The 16,987-nt window shown below is 71.2% G+C and carries 17 protein-coding genes and 1 pseudogene; 5 read left to right on the top strand and 13 right to left on the bottom strand.

Annotation, left to right across the window (positions count from 1 at the left end):
- A partial coding sequence (locus tag ACTWQO_RS36170; RefSeq protein WP_443241615.1) for an NAD(P)/FAD-dependent oxidoreductase occupies positions 1-1,091 on the bottom strand: 1,091 nt, incomplete at its 3' end.
- 148 nt (positions 1,092-1,239) lie between these two features.
- On the opposite strand from ACTWQO_RS36170, the gene ACTWQO_RS36165 reads away from it, so the two are divergent.
- On the top strand, positions 1,240-2,205 hold the full coding sequence (locus ACTWQO_RS36165) for a TIGR03557 family F420-dependent LLM class oxidoreductase (RefSeq protein WP_443241619.1): 966 nt from the start codon (positions 1,240-1,242) through the stop codon (positions 2,203-2,205).
- 22 nt (positions 2,206-2,227) lie between these two features.
- On the top strand, positions 2,228-3,319 hold the full coding sequence (locus ACTWQO_RS36160; RefSeq protein ID WP_443241614.1) for an enolase C-terminal domain-like protein: 1,092 nt from the start codon (positions 2,228-2,230) through the stop codon (positions 3,317-3,319).
- Here ACTWQO_RS36160 and ACTWQO_RS36155 read toward each other — a convergent pair.
- Positions 3,306-4,334, bottom strand: a complete 1,029-nt coding sequence (locus ACTWQO_RS36155) for an SDR family oxidoreductase (protein WP_443241613.1) — start codon at positions 4,332-4,334, stop codon at positions 3,306-3,308. The genes ACTWQO_RS36160 and ACTWQO_RS36155 overlap by 14 nt on opposite strands.
- Positions 4,335-4,358: 24 nt before the next feature.
- Positions 4,359-4,889 carry a phage holin family protein gene (locus tag ACTWQO_RS36150; RefSeq protein ID WP_443241612.1) on the bottom strand — a complete coding sequence of 177 codons (531 nt, stop codon included), beginning with the start codon at positions 4,887-4,889 and terminating at the stop codon, positions 4,359-4,361.
- 136 nt (positions 4,890-5,025) lie between these two features.
- Here ACTWQO_RS36150 and ACTWQO_RS36145 point away from each other — a divergent pair, with 136 nt between their 5' ends.
- Positions 5,026-5,373 (top strand): VOC family protein, encoded by a 348-nt coding sequence (locus tag ACTWQO_RS36145; RefSeq protein WP_443241611.1) that lies wholly within the window; start codon positions 5,026-5,028, stop codon positions 5,371-5,373.
- 45 nt (positions 5,374-5,418) lie between these two features.
- Here ACTWQO_RS36145 and ACTWQO_RS36140 read toward each other — a convergent pair whose 3' ends face one another.
- Complete coding sequence (locus ACTWQO_RS36140) at positions 5,419-6,318, bottom strand: arginase family protein (RefSeq protein ID WP_443241610.1); 900 nt, start codon at positions 6,316-6,318, stop codon at positions 5,419-5,421.
- On the opposite strand from ACTWQO_RS36140, the pseudogene ACTWQO_RS36135 reads away from it, so the two are divergent.
- Positions 6,311-6,499, top strand: a pseudogene (locus ACTWQO_RS36135) (DUF6204 family protein); the annotation flags it as partial. The gene ACTWQO_RS36140 and the pseudogene ACTWQO_RS36135 overlap by 8 nt on opposite strands.
- On the opposite strand, the gene ACTWQO_RS36130 reads toward ACTWQO_RS36135, so the two are convergent.
- From ACTWQO_RS36130 to ACTWQO_RS36090, 9 genes are all read right to left on the bottom strand, one after another.
- Positions 6,471-7,022, bottom strand: coding sequence for a GNAT family N-acetyltransferase (locus ACTWQO_RS36130; protein WP_443241609.1), 552 nt, complete (start codon positions 7,020-7,022; stop codon positions 6,471-6,473). The pseudogene ACTWQO_RS36135 and the gene ACTWQO_RS36130 overlap by 29 nt on opposite strands.
- Before the next feature lie 28 nt (positions 7,023-7,050).
- Positions 7,051-7,311, bottom strand: coding sequence for a DUF1049 domain-containing protein (locus tag ACTWQO_RS36125; protein WP_443241608.1), 261 nt, complete (start codon positions 7,309-7,311; stop codon positions 7,051-7,053).
- A 79-nt stretch (positions 7,312-7,390) separates the two neighbouring features.
- On the bottom strand, positions 7,391-9,172 hold the full coding sequence (locus tag ACTWQO_RS36120) for a CocE/NonD family hydrolase (RefSeq protein ID WP_443241607.1): 1,782 nt from the start codon (positions 9,170-9,172) through the stop codon (positions 7,391-7,393).
- A 132-nt stretch (positions 9,173-9,304) separates the two neighbouring features.
- Positions 9,305-10,228 (bottom strand): S66 peptidase family protein, encoded by a 924-nt coding sequence (locus ACTWQO_RS36115; RefSeq protein WP_443241606.1) that lies wholly within the window; start codon positions 10,226-10,228, stop codon positions 9,305-9,307.
- Positions 10,225-12,144, bottom strand: coding sequence for a dipeptidyl-peptidase 5 (locus tag ACTWQO_RS36110; protein ID WP_443241605.1), 1,920 nt, complete (start codon positions 12,142-12,144; stop codon positions 10,225-10,227). Before ACTWQO_RS36110 ends, ACTWQO_RS36115 begins: the two co-directional genes overlap by 4 nt.
- A 4-nt stretch (positions 12,145-12,148) precedes the next feature.
- Positions 12,149-13,453: a M20/M25/M40 family metallo-hydrolase gene (locus ACTWQO_RS36105; RefSeq protein WP_443241604.1), complete on the bottom strand. Its 1,305-nt coding sequence runs from the start codon at positions 13,451-13,453 to the stop codon at positions 12,149-12,151.
- A complete protein-coding gene (locus tag ACTWQO_RS36100; protein ID WP_443241603.1) occupies positions 13,446-14,279 on the bottom strand; it encodes a M55 family metallopeptidase in 834 nt (277 codons plus the stop codon). The genes ACTWQO_RS36105 and ACTWQO_RS36100 overlap by 8 nt, the downstream gene beginning before the upstream one ends.
- A 65-nt stretch (positions 14,280-14,344) precedes the next feature.
- Positions 14,345-15,751 (bottom strand): M1 family metallopeptidase, encoded by a 1,407-nt coding sequence (locus tag ACTWQO_RS36095; RefSeq protein ID WP_443241602.1) that lies wholly within the window; start codon positions 15,749-15,751, stop codon positions 14,345-14,347.
- Positions 15,752-15,760: 9 nt separating this feature from the next.
- A complete protein-coding gene (locus tag ACTWQO_RS36090) occupies positions 15,761-15,982 on the bottom strand; it encodes a tautomerase family protein (RefSeq protein WP_443241601.1) in 222 nt (73 codons plus the stop codon).
- Positions 15,983-16,121: 139 nt separating this feature from the next.
- Between ACTWQO_RS36090 and ACTWQO_RS36085 the strand changes: the two genes are divergently transcribed.
- Complete coding sequence (locus ACTWQO_RS36085; RefSeq protein WP_443241600.1) at positions 16,122-16,976, top strand: helix-turn-helix transcriptional regulator; 855 nt, start codon at positions 16,122-16,124, stop codon at positions 16,974-16,976.
- Positions 16,977-16,987 lie beyond the last annotated feature (11 nt).

The raw sequence follows: 16,987 nt of genomic DNA, 5'->3' as shown, positions 1-16,987 counted from the left end.
GCGGCGGCCTGCGCGCCGCCCAGGTCCACGACGAACCCCAGGTCACGATGGCGGTAGACACGCCGCTCGCCGATACCGAGGGAGGCCGCGACGTTGTGGCCGACGGCCTTGCCGTGCCGCCAGGCGTGCTGCGCCGTCATCGGTGTGAAGGAGCCGGGCTTGTTCAGGTCGGGCACGGCGGCCGCGTCACCGCAGGCGAACACCTCGGGCCGGCCCGGCACTTGGAGGTACGGGTCGACGATCAGCCGCCCGCGCTCCAGGGGCTGCCCGATGCCCTCGACAAGCGGATCGGGCCGCACGCCCACGCACCACACCAGCGTCCGTGTCTCGACGAACTCCCCGTCGGTCAGCAGGACTCCGTCGTGCGTGGCCTCCTTCACCGAGGTCCCCATGCGGACTTCGACGCCCCGCCGCCGCAGCACCCGGTCGGCGGTGCGTGAGAGATGCTCGTCCAGTTCGGGCAGGACGCGCGGCGCGATGTCCAGCAGCAGCCAGCGCGGGCGCATTCCGCCCCGCAGCGGATGCCCTAGTACCTGGGCGTCCGTGTACCGCTGCCCCTGCGCGGCGACCTCGGTGCCGGTGTATCCGGCGCCCACGACGACGAAGGTGCACCGGGCGGCGCAGCTCTTGGGGTCGTCCGAGCCAGCCGCGAGCTCCACCTGCCGGGTCACATGGCCACGCAGATACAGCACCTCGGGCAGCCCGCGGAAGCCGTGCGCGTGCTCGGCGACACCGGGGATCGGCAGCAGCTTGTTGACGCTGCCGACGGCCAGCACCAGCCGGTCGTACGGCAGCGTGCCGGCGCCGCCCTCCGGGTCGGAGTAGTGCACGGTGCGCGCGTCGAGGTCGACGCCGTCCGCCTCGCCGAGCACCAGCCGCACCCGGGGCAGGGTGCCCGACAGGGAGACGGTGACCCGGCGCGGTTCCAGGATGCCGGCGGCGACCTGGGGCAGCAGGGGCAGATACAGGAAGTAGTCGGTCGGGTTCAGCAGGGTGACCTCGGCACGGTGCCGGGTCAGCCGGGACAGCGTGCGGGCCGCCTGATACCCGGCGAAACCGGCACCGACGATCACGATGCGGGGTCGACTCACGGTTCGCCTCCGGCGCTTTCGCTCGTACGAGGTTTTCCGCGTCCCCCTGGTCAGCACCCCCAAACGCGGCCCGCACGAGCGTTTCGCCCCCATGGCCAGGGATACCCGGCGGGTGACCAGACCCGCCCCGCCCGGAGGTGTCCTCCCCATGCCCGAGTACGGCTACTTCCTCGCATCCGAGGAGTTCGGCCCCGCAGATCTCGTCGAGCAGGCGAGGATGGCGGAGCAGGCCGGATTCCAGTCGCTGTGGATCTCGGACCACTACCACCCGTGGAACGACGCCCAGGGCCAGAGCCCGTTCGTCTGGTCGGTGATCGGCGCGATCTCCGAGGCCGTGTCGCTGCCGGTCGAGACGGCCGTCACCTGCCCGACCGTGCGGATCCACCCGGCGGTGGTGGCCCAGGCCGCGGCGACCAGCGCGGTGATGACGAACGGCCGCTTCCGGCTCGGCGTCGGCACCGGTGAGGCCCTGAACGAGCACGTCGTCGGCCACACCTGGCCGCCGGCCAGTGTCCGGATGGAGATGCTGGAGGAGGCGATCCAGGTGATGCGCCGGCTGTTCTCGGGCGAGGAGGTCAGCCACTACGGCACCCATTACAAGGTCGAGAACGCCCGCCTCTACACCGTCCCCGACGAGCCCGTACCGATCGACATCTCCGGCTTCGGACCGGCGGCGACCGCGCTCGCGGCCCGCGTGGGCGACGGCTACATCACCATGATGCCGGACGAGGCACTCGTGGAGAACTTCCGCAAGGGCGGCGGAGGCGGCAAGCCGGTGAGCGGCGGCACGAAGGTCTGCTACGGCACCGACCGCGACGAGGCCGTACGCACCGTCCGCCGCCTGTGGTCCAACCAGTTGCTGCCCGGTGAGATGGGCCAGATCCTGCCCTCGCCCAAGCACTTCGAGCAGTTGGAGCCGCTGATCACCGAGGAGATGGTGAGCGAGCAGTCGGTGTGCGGGGACGACGTCGACGAACACGTCGCCGCGCTCGCCGCGTTCGACGAGTCCGGCTTCGACCGGGTCTACGTCAACCAGATCGGGCCCGACCAGCGCGGCTTCTTCGACTTCTACCGCACCAAGGTGCTGCCGCAGCTCCAGCAGGCCGGCCACTGATCCGTACGGGAGCGAGTCAGCGATGAAACTCCACCTGCCCGTGGTGTCGGTGTACACGGTGCCGACGGACGGACCCGAGGCCGACGGCACGCTGGCGTGGGACACGACGACCGTGGTGATCGCCGAGGTGACGACCGACGACGCGACCGGCACGGGCTGGACCTACGGTCCGGCGGCGGTCGGCGACTTCCTGACCAAGCACCTCGCTCCGCTGGTCGAGGGCAGCAGCGCCCTGGACATCCCCGCCGTGCACTCCGCGATGTGCCGCTCCGTGCGCAACGCCGGACGCCCCGGCATCGCCGCGTGCGCGATCTCCGCGGTCGACATCGCCCTGTGGGACCTCAAGGCCCGGCTCCTGGAACTCCCGCTGGCCCGGCTGCTGGGCGTCGCCCGTGAGCGGGTCCCGGTCTACGGCAGCGGCGGCTTCACGACGTACCACGACACCCATCTGGCCGCCCAGTTGAACGGCTGGGTGCACGGGCAGCACATCCCGCGGGTCAAGATGAAGATCGGCGAGAGCTGGGGCCGGGCGGTCACCCGCGACCTGGCCCGCGTCCACGCCGCCCGTCAAGTGATCGGCGACGACGCCGAGTTGTACGTCGACGCCAACGGCGCCTACACCCGCAAGCAGGCGATCCGGGTCGGTCACGCGCTCGCCGAGCACGGCGTCGGCTGGTTCGAGGAACCCGTCTCCTCCGACGACCTCACCGGCCTGCGCCTGGTCCGCGACGCGCTGGTGAGTGACGTGACCGCGGGCGAATACGGTTACGACCTGCCGTACTTCGCCCGCATGATCGCGGCCGGCGCGGTCGACTGCCTCCAGGTCGACGCGACCCGCTGCGGCGGCCTCACGGAGTTCCTGCGCGCCGCCGCCCTGGCCCACGCCCACGGTCTGGAGGTCTCCACCCATTGCGCCCCGCACGCCCACGCCGCCGCGGCCGCCGCGATCCCCAACCTCCGCCACATCGAGTGGTTCCACGACCACGTCCGCATCGAGGACATGTTCTTCGACGGCGCGCTGGACCCGACGGGCGGATCGGTGCGACCGCTCCGCGGGGTGGGTCATGGCTTGACGCTGCGGACGGACGAGGTGGAGGAGTTCAGGGTCGCCTGACGGCGACACGGCGGGCCAGCTTGCGGGCGGCCAGGATCCCGGCGCCCGCGGTGAGCGCCGTACCGATACGGCCGCGATGCGTGGAGAGCCATTCCTGGGAGCTGTCCGCATGGGACTCCGCGTCGAACCGCCCGTGCGCCCCGAAGTCCCGCCCGTGCGGCCCGTCCGCCGGGGTCCACAGGTTGCCGGGGTCGCGGTGCTCGCCCTCGTCCCGCTGCGCCTCGAACCCGGTCCGCGCCAGATACCGGTCCAGCAGCCCCGGCGCCACCGCGTTGGCGACCAGCGTGGCCACCGTGGAGCCCCCCACCCAGTACTCCCGCCGCCGCCCGTGCCCCGCCGCATGCACGATCGCCCGCGCCGCCACCTCCGGCTGATACACGGGCGGCACGGGCCGCGCCCGCCCCGGCATCCGGCTCAACACCCAGTCGAACTGAGGGGTGTTGACGGCAGGCAGCTGCACCATCGTCGTACGGACCCGGCTCCCCTCGTGCAGCAACTCGCACCGCAGCGACTCGTTGAAGCCCTGAATCGCGTGCTTCGCACCGCAGTACGCGGACTGCAGCGGAATCCCCCGGTAGGCGAGCGCGGAACCGACCTGCACGATGGTCCCCCGGTCCCGCGGCAGCATGTGCCGCAGCGCCGCCCGCGTACCGAACACACAGCCCAGATACGTCACTTCGGTCACCCGCCGGAACTCGTCCGCGTTGATCTCCGTGAACGGCGCCAAGACCCCGGCGAAGGCGTTGTTGACCCATACGTCGATGCGCCCGAAGGCGTCGACGACCTGCTGCGCGGCGTCCTCCACGGCCTTGGGGTCGGCCATGTCGACGGTGACGACGAGGGCCTGGCCCCCGGCGCGCTGCACCTCATCGGCCGCCGCGGCCAGGCCCTCGCGTCCCCGGGCCAGCAGGGCGACCCGGTCGCCCCGCGCGGCGAAGGCCAGAGCCGTGGCCCGGCCCACGCCGCCGCTGGCCCCGGTGACCACGACGGCCCTGCCGCCCTTCGACAGCGGCATCCGCGACGGCGTACGCACCGCGCATCACGCCCGGTGGTGCGGCTGCTCGGGGTCGATGTCCTCGGGGCGCGGCGCGGCGGGCGGTATGCCCGCCCCCGGCACGCCGGTCGCCGGTGCGCCGGCCGCCCCGCCGAGCGCGCCCGGTGTGGCGGGCGGCACCGGCGGATAAGGCGGCGCACCTGCGCTGCCCGGGGGCATGTCGCCGAGGGCGCGTTCACGTTCCGCGACGAGTTCGGCCTCGCGTTCCGGCGTCGGCCGGGACGCGGACGGCCGGGCGGAACCACGCAGCACATAGGCCACGATGCCCAGGATCACCGCGGTGATCAGCGCGGCGGCCCAGTCCGGCAGTCCGGTGGCGAGGGCCAGGCCCAGAGCGAGCGCGAGGGCCGCGCCCGCGTACAGGGCGACGGCGCCGGACGCGGCGTACAGGACGGCCGTGCGGCGCTGCTTGCGGGTCTGCTGACGCAGTTCGTCGCGTACGGTCTCACGCGCCACCTGCGCCAGCTCGTCGACCAGCTCCTTGTCCAAGTGCTCCAGATGATCCAAGCGGTCCATGCCCGCCGGGTACCCGCGGGCCCGTGCGCGTAACGCCCACGCCGTACGCAAGGCCATGGGCTGACTTGGTGGCCGGGGCGGGGAGATCGGGCGAAACGATCTCCGCGTCCCGGCCGTCCCAACTAGGCTCGTGCGCATGGACATTCTGGGAGCCACGCTGCGCGTCTGCGTCGACGACCTGGACACCGCGGTCCCCTTCTACGAACGCCTCGCCGGTGGCAGAGCCCTCCGCTTCGAGCGGGCCGGCGTCCAGGTGGCCGCCGTCGGCTGCTTCCTGCTGATGAGCGGGCCGGAGTCGGAGCTGGAGGTGCTGCGCAAGGTCGCGGCGACGATCGCCGTCACGGACGTCGACGAGGCCCACAAGGTCCTCACCGAGTTGGGCGCGCACATCGTCGCCGGTCCGGTGACGACGCCGGTCGGACGCAACATGATCGTGATGCATCCGGACGGCGCGATCTACGAGTACGTGGACCGCCGCGGCTGACACCCGCCCGATCACGACACCGGAGCTGCCCGGGGGAATTACCGGTCAGGACCGCGCAAAGGCCTCCACGACGATGTCGGCGAGCAGCGCGCCCGCCGTGCCGTCCGGGTCCAGGTCGGGGTCGTAGATGGTGACGGTGAGGCCGACGCAGTGCGGGGACGCCAGCAACGGGCGCAGTACGGCGATGAGCTCGTCGGGGAGCAGCCCGTCGGGATCGGGGCTGTCGACGGCCGGCATGACGGACGGATCGAGCACATCGGCGTCCAAGTGCACCCAGAATCCGAGGAGTTGCGGGATCTCGTACGCCTGCACGGTGGCCCGTGCCAGGGCATCGGCACCCCATTCACGCAGGTCACCGACGGTGACGACCGGGATCTTCAGCGCGGCGAGCTCACCACGCTCCTCCTCGAAACAGTCCCGGATCCCGAAGAACCGCACGTCCTCGTCCCGCAGATACGGCTTGAGCCCCTCCAGATCCGTGAGGTCCTCCTGCCCCCGCCCGGTGGCCAGTGCCACCTCCTCACCGCCCGCGGCCCCGATCCGGTCGGAGTTCCCGGGATGCCGGAAGTCCGGGGAAGCGTCCACCGCGGCCAGCCCGTACCGCCCGATCCGCCGCAGTGCGAGTGAAGCGCCGAGCTGAATGGAACAGTCCCCGCCGAGGACGACGGCGAAGTCACCGGCGCGCACATGGTGCTCGATCCGGTCGGCGAGCTTGCTGGTGTACGAGGCGAGGGCGGCCGCGTTGAAGACCCCGTCGCCCTCCTGCCAGTCCCCGCGGTCGTAGCGCGGCGGCACCACCACGCCACCCTCCAGCGCCCGCAGCCGCTGCACGATCCGCTGCTCCCGCAGCGCCCCTGCGAGCTTGTAGCAACCGGGCACGGTACCGGGGCCGGGCGGGCGCAGGCCCAGATTCGAGGGGGCGTCGAGCACGACGATATTCCGCATGCGGTTCATCCTCGTCGACGTATGGTCGGGCGTACACCGGATTCGAGAGGCAAGGCACGACGCGGAGGACCGGGCGGAGACAGCGCTCCGCGGTCTGGGCTACGGCTTCCGTGACCTCAGGTCCAGCGTCACCGACCTGGACACCATGAAGGTCAACCGGAAGCCCGCATCGCGGCGGTGATCGCCCACCGCTCGTGGTCCCGCCAGGCCCCGTCGATGTAGAGGAAGTCCGGCGAGAAGCCCTCCAGGCGGAATCCGCAGGAGCGGGCCAGGGCGATGGACGCGGTGTTGGCGGGCTGGACGTTGATCTCGAGCCGGTGCAGCCGCATCGGGCCGAAGGCGTGGCCGACGACGAGGTCGAGGCCTTCGCGCATGAGCCCGTGCCCGGCCGCGTGCGCGAAGGCGCCGTAGCCGAGGGCGCCGCTCAGGAAGGCGCCCTGGACGATGTTGTTGATGTTGATGAATCCGGCGATGGCCCCGCCGTCCCTCTCGCAGACCAGGAAGCCCGCCTTGGTGGGATCCTCGATCAGCCGACCCGCGTAGGCGGTGTACGCCTGCGGGCTGTCCGGCGGGAAGAGCCACGGATGGTGCAGGTCCTTGCTCTCCCGGGCGCGCGCGGTGAACTCGGCGGCGTCGTCGTAGGTGAAGTGGCGTATGCCCACACGAGGGCCTTCGGCGAGATAGCGGGATGCGGTGTGCGGCATCCCGCCACCCTATGACGGGCCCTGTCGCTCAGGGCTGCCTCCGCCGTCTCATGAAGTAGGCACCGAACAGCGCGCCGATGATCCCCACAGCGAGCAGCGCCACCCACAGCGGCATGGTCACCAGGGGGATCAGCAGCCTGATCTCGGTGTCCTCGGTGTTCTCGAAAATGAAGATCAGGGCGAGGACGGCGAGCACCAGGACGGTGGTCCGGGCAGGAGTCATGAACCCGCGCACGCCACCGCCCCTCCCGCCGGTCTTGGCGCCCCTCTCCGAGGTCTTCGTGCTCATACCACCAGCATGGTCCCCATCCGGCCTTCACGCACGGTGAGCGCCTACCGTGCGTGAAGCCCGACGAGTGAGCGCTCGTTCAGCGGCCCGCGACCGGCAGCTCCAGCACCCCCGTGTCCTGAGGCGCGCTGACCACGGTCACCGGCTTGATCCCCCGGTTCCCGAAGTACGCGTCGTCGCTCGCCGCGATCACGAACCGCAGCCGGTGTCCCTTCTCGTACCGGTGCACGATCCCCGGCAGCGTCACGGTGAAACTCTTGGTGACGTCGGGAACACGGACCGGCGCGACCAGCCGGTGCACCAGCGTCTTGGTGCCGTCGGGCGCGACGTCGTACAGCTTGGCGAACAGGACGAGCTTGTCGGCGGCGTTTCCCGAGTCCTGCGTCCGCTCTGCCTTCGGGGAGACGACCTTGAGCGTGGCCCGCGGCGCGCCCACGACATCGACCGTGCGCGCCAGCGGCTCGCTGGTCCACCCCAGGTAGGTGCCCGTTGTGTCGTACGGCGCCGGGTCGGGCAGCCCGATGATCCCGGTCAGCGAGCTCTCCGAATGGCTCGTGGAGATCAGCCAGTTGGTGTAGGTACGGCTGCCGCGTGCCACCTTCTTGCGGTTGTCGACGAGCTTGCCGTCACCGGAGAGGTACATCTTCTGGCTGAGGGCGGGTGGTTGGGCAGCCGTGGCGTACGTACCGCCGGGGTCGGTGATCCAGTCGCGGTAGTAGGCGAAAGCGGGGCCCGTGTCGGCGTTGCGCTGCTTGTGGAGGTAACGGTCGAACCAGGCGAGGATCCGCTTGCCGACGTAGGAGGAGTCCAGGTTGCCCTGGCCCAGGTTGAGTTCGCCCGACGCCGGGTCGGTGAGGCCGCCGCTGTGACCCCAGGACTGCCAGATCATCTTGGTGGGCGTGCCCTGCGCCTTGAGCGTCTGGTACGTCGCCGTCGCCTCATTGAGGTTGAACAGGCTGTCGGCCTGCCCCTGGACCAGCAGCGTGGGCGCCTCGACGCGGCTGAGGTACGACACCGGGGACACGCTGTGCGCGTAGTCGAGCAGTTCGGCGGTCTTGTCGGCCGGATAGCTGCCGGAGTTGAGGGTGCGGACGGTGTCGCAGGCCCTGGTGACGAAGTGCAGACAGGCGAGGGAGTTGATCCGGGACGGGTCGAGGCTGGGCTCCAGCAGGGGCTGGCCCTCTCCTATGAGGTAGAAGCCGTTGGTCCACTGCCACTTGAAGACGCCGGGGACGCTGCCGCTGCCGACGGCGTTGTTCGGGTCGAGGGAGTAGGCGAGGTTGTTCCAGGTGATCATCGGGACGAGCGCGTCGACCCGGTGGTCCACGGCGGCCGTCGCCAGCTGGATGGCGCCGCCGTAGGAGCCGCCGATCATGCCGACCCGGGGATCGCCGGGGGCGTCCTGGGTCACGAAGTCGGCGTTCGTGCCGTCGTCGGCGGCCCGCTTCCCGGCCAGGAAGTCGACGAGCTGCGAGGCCGCCTCGCCGTCGATGGCCGGGTCGTCCAGTGAGATGAGGCAGCCGCTCCGGCCGAAGCCGAGCCCCGAGTAGACCAGGGAGACATAGCCGCGCTCGGCGAAGGCCTTGCCGATGGCGTTGGTCGAGCCGTCGTTCTTGCTGCCGCCGAAGCCGTTCGTGGCGAGCACGGCGGGTGCGGGGTGGGCGGCGTCCACGTCGGCGGGCCGGTACAGGTCGGCGTCGACGGTGCAGGTGCGGTCACCGGCATGGACGGTGAACTTCAGTGCGGTGACGGTGTAGTGGCCGGTCGCGGTGGCGGGCGAGGTGAGTGCGAGGGGTGTGGTGAGGGCGGCGCCGAGAGCGAGGACGAGCGGGACGCGGGATCTGGGCACACGTCGGGACACGTAGACCTCCACACTGAGGACAACCCGGGATACCGACCAGTAGGTACTGGCCGGTAACCATGGTGTGACACGTGTCAGGCGCAGGTCAATCGCCGTGACGAGTGGTTTTGACGGAGATTCAGTAGGGCTCGCTCAGCGCAGAGCGGGTTCGTCGAACGTCAACGTGCCCGTGTCGGCGTCGAGTTCGGCCTCCAGTCCGAAGGGGATGGTCAACGCCCCGTCGCAGTGGCCGAACCCGAACTCCTCCATCACCGGGATACCCAGTCCGCCGAGCCGGTCGGCGAACACGGCGCGCAGTGCGTCGTAGGCACCGCATTCGTTCCACGAGCCGAGCACGATCCCGGTGACGCCGTCGAGCCCGTCCGCGCGCAGGAGTTGGGTCAGCATCCGGTCGATCCGGTACGACTGCTCGCCGACGTCCTCGATCATCAGCAGTCCGCCACGGGCGTCGGTGCGGGCGTGGGGTGAGCCGAGGTCGGACGCGAGGAGGCAGAGGCATCCTCCGTAGGTGACGCCCCGGGCCCGCCCGGGGACCAGAGCGCTGCCCCGCGACTCGATGCCGCGGACCGTCTCCGGGGCGAAGAGGGTCGCCCTCAAGTGCTCCTGGGCCCGGGTGTTCTTGGTGAAGTCGACGCCCGCGGCCGTCGGCCCGTACAGCGTGACCAGACCCAGCCGCGTGGCGAACGCCTCGTGCAGCGTGGTGATGTCGCTGAAGCCCACGAACACCTTCGGCCCGGCCGCGCGCATCGCGTCCCAGTCCAGCAGGTCGACCATCCGCAGCGCGCCGTAGCCGCCGCGGGCGCACAGCACGGCGTCGACGGACGGATCGCACCAGGCGTTCTGCAGATCGGCGGCCCGGTGCGCGTCGGTGCCCGCGAGGTAGTCCAACTCGCCGTGGCGGTCGAGGACATGGGGTGCGACGACCGGTTCGAGGTCCCAGCCGCGCAGGATGTCGAGTCCGGCCTGCAGTCGTTCCTCGGCCACGGGTCCGCTGGGCGCGACGACGGCCACGCGGGCGCCGGGGGCGAGCCGGGGCGGGCGTACGAGCTGCTTCATTTGGTGAGCTCCAGGGTGTCGATGCCGGACGGGTGCAGCCCGAAGGCCTGTGCGTACAGGGAGAGTTCGGCCTCCAGGGCGCGGATCATGGTGTCGGCCCGGCGGAATCCGTGTCCCTCCCCCTCGAAGGCGATGTACGCGTGCGGCACGCGTCGGCCTTCCATGCGGGCCAGGAAGCGTTCGCACTGCGCGGGCGGGCAGATCACGTCGTCCAGGCCCTGCAACAGCAGGAAGGGCGCGGTGATCCGGTCGGCGTGCTCGGCGGGCGAGCGCTCCACGTACCGTGCGGGCACCTCGGCGAGCGGCCCGACCAGCGACTCCAGGTACTGGGACTCGAAGTCGTGGGTCTCCCCCGATCCCCAGCCGGTCAGGTCGAGGATCGGATAGATGATCGTGCCGCAGGCGTAGACATCGGTCGTGGCCAGCGACGCCGCCGCCGTCCAGCCGCCCGCGCTGCCGCCCCGTACGGCGAGCCGGGCACGGTCCGCGGTGCCCTCGTCGGCGAGGGCCAGCGCGACGGCCGCGCAGTCCTCGACGTCGACCACGCCCCACTGCTCACGCAGCCGGTCCCGGTACGCCCGCCCGTATCCGGTCGAGCCGCCGTAGTTGACCTCGGCGACCCCGATGCCGCGCGAGGTGAAGTAGGCGATCGCCAGGTCGAGGACGAGCGGAGCCCTGCTGGTGGGCCCGCCGTGCGCCCAGACGACATACGGCGGCAGCTCGTCGCCTGGTGCGACGCAGGCGGGGTGGTGGGGCGGGTAGATGTGCGCGTGGATCTCGCGTCCGGCCGGGCCGGTGAAGGTGCGGATGTGCGGTTCGGGGTAGTAGGCGGGGTCGACCGAGTCCTTGTGCGCGGCGCCGATCACCCGGGCTCGGCCGGTACGGGCGTCCAGTTCCACCACCTCGTACGCGGTGCGCGGGCTCGCCCCGACGGCGACGATCCGGTTGCCGTGCGCCGCGAGCGTGGGCGCGAACTCGGTCCAGGGACCGGCGGCGTCGACGACCTCGCCGGTCTCCGGGTCGAGGATGCCGAGCGCGGTGGCGCCGCGGCCGTGCACGACGGCGATCAGCCCACTGTCCAGCGGGGCGAACCAGCGGTGCCCGAGCTTCCACAGCGGACCGCCGAACTCCTCCTCACGCGGGCAGAGGGGCCGGCCGTCACGATAGAGGTTCCACCAGCCGGAGCGGTCGCTCGCGTACAGCAGGGAGCCGTCGGGCGCCCAGTCCACCTGCGCGATGGACTCCCCGGGCCCGCCGGCGACCGTGCGCGCCGCACAGAAGACACCGTCCACCTCGGCGACGACGAGTTCCGTGCCGTCCCACGGCATCCGCGGATGGTCCCAGGCGAGCCAGGCCGCACGCCGCCCGTCGGGCGAGATCCTCGGACCGGTCACGAACCGGTGCCGGTCGTCGGTCAGTTCGCGTACGGCGTCCCGGTTCTCGGCCGCCGAGCCGTCCAGCGGCACCGCGGCGAGCACCCGGCGTACGTCGGTGGGCGCGTCGCCTGTGAACTCCTCCATCACGCCCCACACTTCACCGACGTCCAGGCGCAACTGCGGCTCGGCCCAGCGCGGTCCGGCCGGCGTCAGCGGACGCGGCTCAGTGCCGGGCTCGTACCGGTAGAGCCGCTGGTCGGCGAAGTTGACGAACACGACGAGCGGTCCGGCGACACCGGCCCAGGGCTGTCCGCCGTACTCGATGACGCGGCTGCGCACATTCCACGGCGCGGGCAGCATGGACTCCTCGGTGCCGTCGGTACGGCGCCTCACAAGCGTGCGCCGGCCGCCCTCGGTGGGCCGTGGCTCGGTCCACCAGGCCTCGTCGCCGACGAAGCCGACGTACTCGGGATGCCCGTCGTGCGCGGCGGCGAGGGCCGCGTCGATCGGGGACGGCCATGAGCCGAATGCCAGCTCCATGCCGCTAGGCCGTCCGCAGGAAGCGGTCCAGGACGTGGACGCCGAAGTGCAGCGCCTCGACGGGGACCCGCTCGTCGACTCCGTGGAAGAGGGCCTGGTAGTCGAAGCCCTCGGGGAGCTTCAGCGGGGTGAAGCCGTAGCCGGTGATGCCGAGCCGGGAGAACTGCTTGGCGTCCGTGCCGCCGGACATGCAGTACGGCACCACATGCCCCTCCGGCGCGAACTCCTCGACCGCGGCACGCATGCGCGCGTACGTCGGCGAGTCGACCGGCGCCTGGAGGGCCACCTCGCGATGGTGGAACTCCCAGTCCACGTCCGGTCCGGTGAGCCGGTCGAGCGTCGCGCGGAACTCGTCCTCGGCGCCGAAGAGATACCGCCCGTCGACATACGCGACGGCCTCCCCCGGGATCACATTGACCTTGTAACCGGCGTCCAGCATCGTCGGGTTGGCGCTGTTGCGTACGGTGGACTCGACCAGCTTGGCCGCCGGGCCGAACTTCGTCAGCAGCCCGTCCACGTCGTCGAGGTCGGCCTCGATGCCGTAGAGCGCGGCGAGTTCGGTGAGGGCCGCGCTGACCGTCGGGGTCAGCCGGAGCGGCCACTCGTGGCCGCCGATCCGGGCGATGGCGGCGGCGAGCCGGATCACCGCGTTCTCCCGGTTCACCTTGGAGCCGTGTCCGGCCCGCCCGCGCGCGGTGAGCTTCAGCCAGCCGGTGCCGCGCTCACCCGCGGCGATGGGGTAGATCTGGCGCCCGCTGCCGTCGTGGAAGGTGAACGCCCCCGACTCGCTGACGCCCTCGGTGCAGCCCTCGAAGAGCCCCGGGTACTGATCGGCGAGGAACCCGGACCCGTCCTCCGCGCTCGCCTCCTCGTCGGCGGTGAACGCGATGACGAGGTCCCGTCGGGGCCGTACGCCCTCCCGCGCCCAGGCGCGCACCACCGCGAGGATCATCGCGTCCATGTTCTTCATGTCGACGGCCCCGCGTCCCCAGACGACGCCGTCGCGGATCTCCCCGGAGAACGGGTGCACGCTCCAGTCGGCGGCTTCGGCGGGTACGACGTCCAGATGACCGTGGACGAGCAGCGCGTCCGCGGACGGGTCCGTGCCCTCGATCCGGGCGACCACGTTCGTACGGCCCTTGGTGCGCTCCAGCAGCGTCGGCTCCAGACCCGCCCCGGCCAGCCGCTCCGCCGCGTACTCGGCGGCGGGCCGCTCCTGACAGTCGCCGCCCCCGCGGTTGGTGGTGTCGATGCGGATGAGGTCGGACGTGAACCGGACGACCTCGTCCAGCGCCTGCTGGTCAGCCATACTGCTCCTCCACCGCGGCCGAGACGATCGTGGTGACCGCCTTGAAGGTACGGATTCCCTCATACATGGTGCCGCTGGTGTACGCCACCTTCCGCTCCCCGACCCGCTCCACACCCGGCACGACGGTCGCGGCCAACGCCAGATGCTCCGCGTCAAACTCCAGGGCGACGGTGAACGGTCCGCCCCTCACCGGCTCACGCCGCACCGCCAGCGCCGCCGCCTCCTTGGCCGCGGCCCGGATGTCGGAGGCCGTCCTGGCCGGCGTACGGCACACGGCCGCGTACCGCGACACATGGTCCTTGACGGCGACCTTCAGCGCCTCGGGCGCGTACCCGAGCGCGTCCTCGCAGGCCACGTCGTCACCGGTGACGAGGACGACGGGCACCCCGTACTCGGCGACCACGTGCGCGTTGAGCAGCCCCTCGCTCGCCCGTACGTCGTTGACCCACACGCCGGTGATGGAGTTGGCGAGGTAGGTGTGGGCGAGGACGCCCTCCATGCCCGCGCCCGCGTGATAGCCGACGAACGCGATGCCGTCCACGTCGCCGTGCTGGACGCCCTCCACCATGGAGAGGGACTTGTGCCGCCCGGTGAGCATCTCCGCCCGCTCGTCGAGCCGTTCGAGAAGCAGATTGCGCATCGTCCAGTGCGCTTCGTTGATGAGCACATCGTCCGCGCCGCCGTCGAAGAAACCCAGCACGGCCGCGTTCACATCCGACGTGAACATCGACCGGCACCGCTCCCACTGCGGCGTCCCCGGCAGCACATCGGCCGGCCAGGTGACACCGGTCGCGCCCTCCATGTCGGCGCTGATGAGGATCTTCATACCGCTTCACGTTACGCGTCGGCGGGGCAACTTCCTACGAGCCGGAGAGCAGGTCGAGCGGGGTTTCACCGGATGCGGTGTTTCTTCCAGAAGGGGTCCAGGTCGGTGGTCGTCGCGGACTGTGCCGCCTTCTTGAAGTCGGCGGTGGTGGAGACGCCGTACCAGTGCTCGCGGGCGTATCGCTTGAGGAGTCGTGCCATCGTGTCGGCGCCGAGGGTGCGCTCCAGGTTCGCGAGGGCGCAGGAGCCGGCCGTGTAGATGACGTGGTACTCGTCACGGTGCTCGGCCCAGTAGGCCATCGAGTTGGTGAGCGCGGTGCGGTCGCTCGGCCAGTCGTCGTCCGACCAGCAGTCGCGGGTGTCCCAGCCGTAGAAGCGCGCGTTGGCGTATTGGGCGAAGCTCTCGTCCAGCCAGGGGGCGCCGTATTCGTCGTTGCCCACGATGCCGTACCACCACTGGTGGGCCACCTCGTGGACGACGGCGCCGCCCTCCTCGGTGGTGCCGAGGATGACCAGGCCGGGGTACTCCATACCGCCGCCGAAGCCCTTGGTCATCACCAAGTCGATCTCGCCGTACGGATAACGGCCGAACTCCTTGCCGAACCGGTCGACGGCGGCGACGCCGTCCTTGCGGTTGAGGCGCACACCCGCCGCGGGCGTGTTCGGCGCCCAGTACGACTTCACGCGCACACCACCGGGCGAGGTCTCGCTCGCCACGCGAAACGGGCCCGCCGCCCACGCGAAGTCGCGCACCCGGTGGGCGACGCTGTGCGTGACGGTGCGTCCCGGCTTGTCCTGGCGGGTCCAAGTGCGGCCGGTCGCGGGGACCTTGAGGGTCGACGGGTGGTCGATGCGCACCCGGAAGTCACTCGCCAGGGTGTAGAAGCTCTCGCCGGTCGACACATACGGATCGAGGTGCCATCCCTTCGCGTCGTGCACGGCGAGCACCGGCAGCGCATTGCCCAGGAAGCGGAACGCGCCCTCGCGACCGAAGCGGTTGTTGCGCTCGGGCACAGTGATGGACACGTCGAAGGAGACGGCCGTCCGCGCGCCGCGTGCGAGCGGCTTCGGCAGGGTGATGCGCAGGGCGGTGCAGTTCACGGTGAGGCGGCCCGGAGTGCCACCGCGCACCTTGGACAACTTGACGGGGGACGGCTTGCCCGGCGTTCCGCACTTGTCGTCGCCGTTGCCCCACAGACGTACGTACACCTCACGCAGAGGTCGATCGGAGGCGTTGCGGAACGACACCCGCTGCCGGCCCGTCCAGTGGGAGCCGTCGGCGTCTCCGCGCAGGGACACGTCGTAGCGAAGCCGATCGGGCGTCGCGGCCTTGGCCTTGGGTGCTGGTGGCGCCACCGGTGCCGTGGCGGCACCGGCACCGGTGGCGCCCGCTGCCACGAGCAGGGCAAGCGGGACAACTAACAGACGGCGACCGGAAGTTGAGCACCACGCGTGTGCGCGTATCCACGACATGGCAGCGGATCATGCCACATCGGGTGCCGATTCCTGGAGCTCGGCCAGGGTCAGGACGTGGCCGCCGATGCCCCAGCCACCGTCGGGGACCTCCTCGACCAGGACCAGGGTGGCGGCGCGGGCCCGCTCACCGTAGATCTCGACGTACAACTCGGTGACGCGGGTGACGATCTGCTCCTTCTGCTTCTCGTCGAGGGTGCCGGCGGGGACCTTGAAGTTGGCGAACGGCATGGTGATTCACGCTCCGGTCGGTAGTAACGGGTGCTGTCCCCTCCACCCTGGGCCGGAACGGCGACGGCACCCAGGGCTGTGCCCACCCTGGGGTCGGCGACCCCTGGATACGGACGTGCCCACGGGTGAGGATGGGAGCGTGCCCCTTCCCGAACTCTCCGCGTTCCTGAAGTCCCGCCGTGATCGCGTCCGGCCGGCCGATGTGGGTCTGACCGCCGGGCCCCGGCGCCGGGTGCCCGGTCTGCGCCGGGAGGAGGTCGCGCAGCTCGCGGGACTGTCGGCGGACTATTACACGGAGTTGGAGCGGGGCCGGGGTGCCCAGCCCTCGGCCCAGGTCGTGGCCGCCCTCGCCCGCGCCCTCAGGCTGAACGACGACGAGCGCGACCACCTGTTCCACCTCGCCGACCGCCCGGTTCCCCCGGCGGCGCACGGCCCGACCGCGCACGTCCAGCCCGCCCTGCTCGGTCTGCTGGACCGGCTCACCACCACACCGGCGCAGATCATCACCGACCTGCACGAGACCCTCGTACAGAACGAACTGGCCGTCGCCCTGGTCGGTCGGGCCGCCGCGGTGAGCGGTCCGCGGGCGAGTCTCGTGTACCGCTGGTTCACCGACCCCGACGCCCGCGAGCTCTATCCGGTCGAGGACCACCCGCACCACTCCCGCGTCTTCGTGGCCGACCTCCAGGCGGTGGCGGCCCGGCGCGGCCGGGACGGCGAGGTGCAGCGGATGGTGGCCGCGCTGCGGCGGCACAGCGCGGAGTTCGCCGCCTTGTGGGACACCCATGACGTCGCCCTGCGCAGGGCCGACCACAAGCGCATCATCCACCCCGCCCTCGGCGTCATCGAGCTGGACTGCCACAGCCTGTTCAGCGAGGACGGCCACCAGCGTCTGCTGTGGTTCTCGGCCCCAGCCGGCACCGAGGGCGCCGCCCAGCTGGAGCTTCTGTCCGTCATCGGCACCCAGGACATGGCCGCGGACCGAAGCGGCTGAGCCGGACCCAC

The organism is Streptomyces sp. 4N124 (genome assembly GCF_052245395.1).
Classification (GTDB): Bacteria; Actinomycetota; Actinomycetes; order Streptomycetales; family Streptomycetaceae; genus Streptomyces.
Note: the sequence above shows the minus strand (reverse complement) of the source record. Positions and strands in the feature narration are given on the sequence as shown.

Excerpts from the sequence above, each read along its gene's own strand:
- ACTWQO_RS36165 (WP_443241619.1), top strand. The coding sequence starts at position 1,240 with ATGCCCGAGTACGGCTACTTCCTCGCATCCGAGGAGTTCGGCCCCGCA.
- ACTWQO_RS36160 (WP_443241614.1), top strand. The coding sequence starts at position 2,228 with ATGAAACTCCACCTGCCCGTGGTGTCGGTGTACACGGTGCCGACGGAC.
- ACTWQO_RS36155 (WP_443241613.1), bottom strand. The coding sequence starts at position 4,334 with ATGCCGCTGTCGAAGGGCGGCAGGGCCGTCGTGGTCACCGGGGCCAGC.
- ACTWQO_RS36150 (WP_443241612.1), bottom strand. The coding sequence starts at position 4,889 with ATGGACCGCTTGGATCATCTGGAGCACTTGGACAAGGAGCTGGTCGAC.
- ACTWQO_RS36145 (WP_443241611.1), top strand. The coding sequence starts at position 5,026 with ATGGACATTCTGGGAGCCACGCTGCGCGTCTGCGTCGACGACCTGGAC.
- ACTWQO_RS36140 (WP_443241610.1), bottom strand. The coding sequence starts at position 6,318 with ATGCGGAATATCGTCGTGCTCGACGCCCCCTCGAATCTGGGCCTGCGC.
- ACTWQO_RS36130 (WP_443241609.1), bottom strand. The coding sequence starts at position 7,022 with ATGCCGCACACCGCATCCCGCTATCTCGCCGAAGGCCCTCGTGTGGGC.
- ACTWQO_RS36125 (WP_443241608.1), bottom strand. The coding sequence starts at position 7,311 with ATGAGCACGAAGACCTCGGAGAGGGGCGCCAAGACCGGCGGGAGGGGC.
- ACTWQO_RS36115 (WP_443241606.1), bottom strand. The coding sequence starts at position 10,228 with ATGAAGCAGCTCGTACGCCCGCCCCGGCTCGCCCCCGGCGCCCGCGTG.
- ACTWQO_RS36110 (WP_443241605.1), bottom strand. The coding sequence starts at position 12,144 with ATGGAGCTGGCATTCGGCTCATGGCCGTCCCCGATCGACGCGGCCCTC.
- ACTWQO_RS36105 (WP_443241604.1), bottom strand. The coding sequence starts at position 13,453 with ATGGCTGACCAGCAGGCGCTGGACGAGGTCGTCCGGTTCACGTCCGAC.
- ACTWQO_RS36100 (WP_443241603.1), bottom strand. The coding sequence starts at position 14,279 with ATGAAGATCCTCATCAGCGCCGACATGGAGGGCGCGACCGGTGTCACC.
- ACTWQO_RS36095 (WP_443241602.1), bottom strand. The coding sequence starts at position 15,751 with ATGTCGTGGATACGCGCACACGCGTGGTGCTCAACTTCCGGTCGCCGT.
- ACTWQO_RS36090 (WP_443241601.1), bottom strand. The coding sequence starts at position 15,982 with ATGCCGTTCGCCAACTTCAAGGTCCCCGCCGGCACCCTCGACGAGAAG.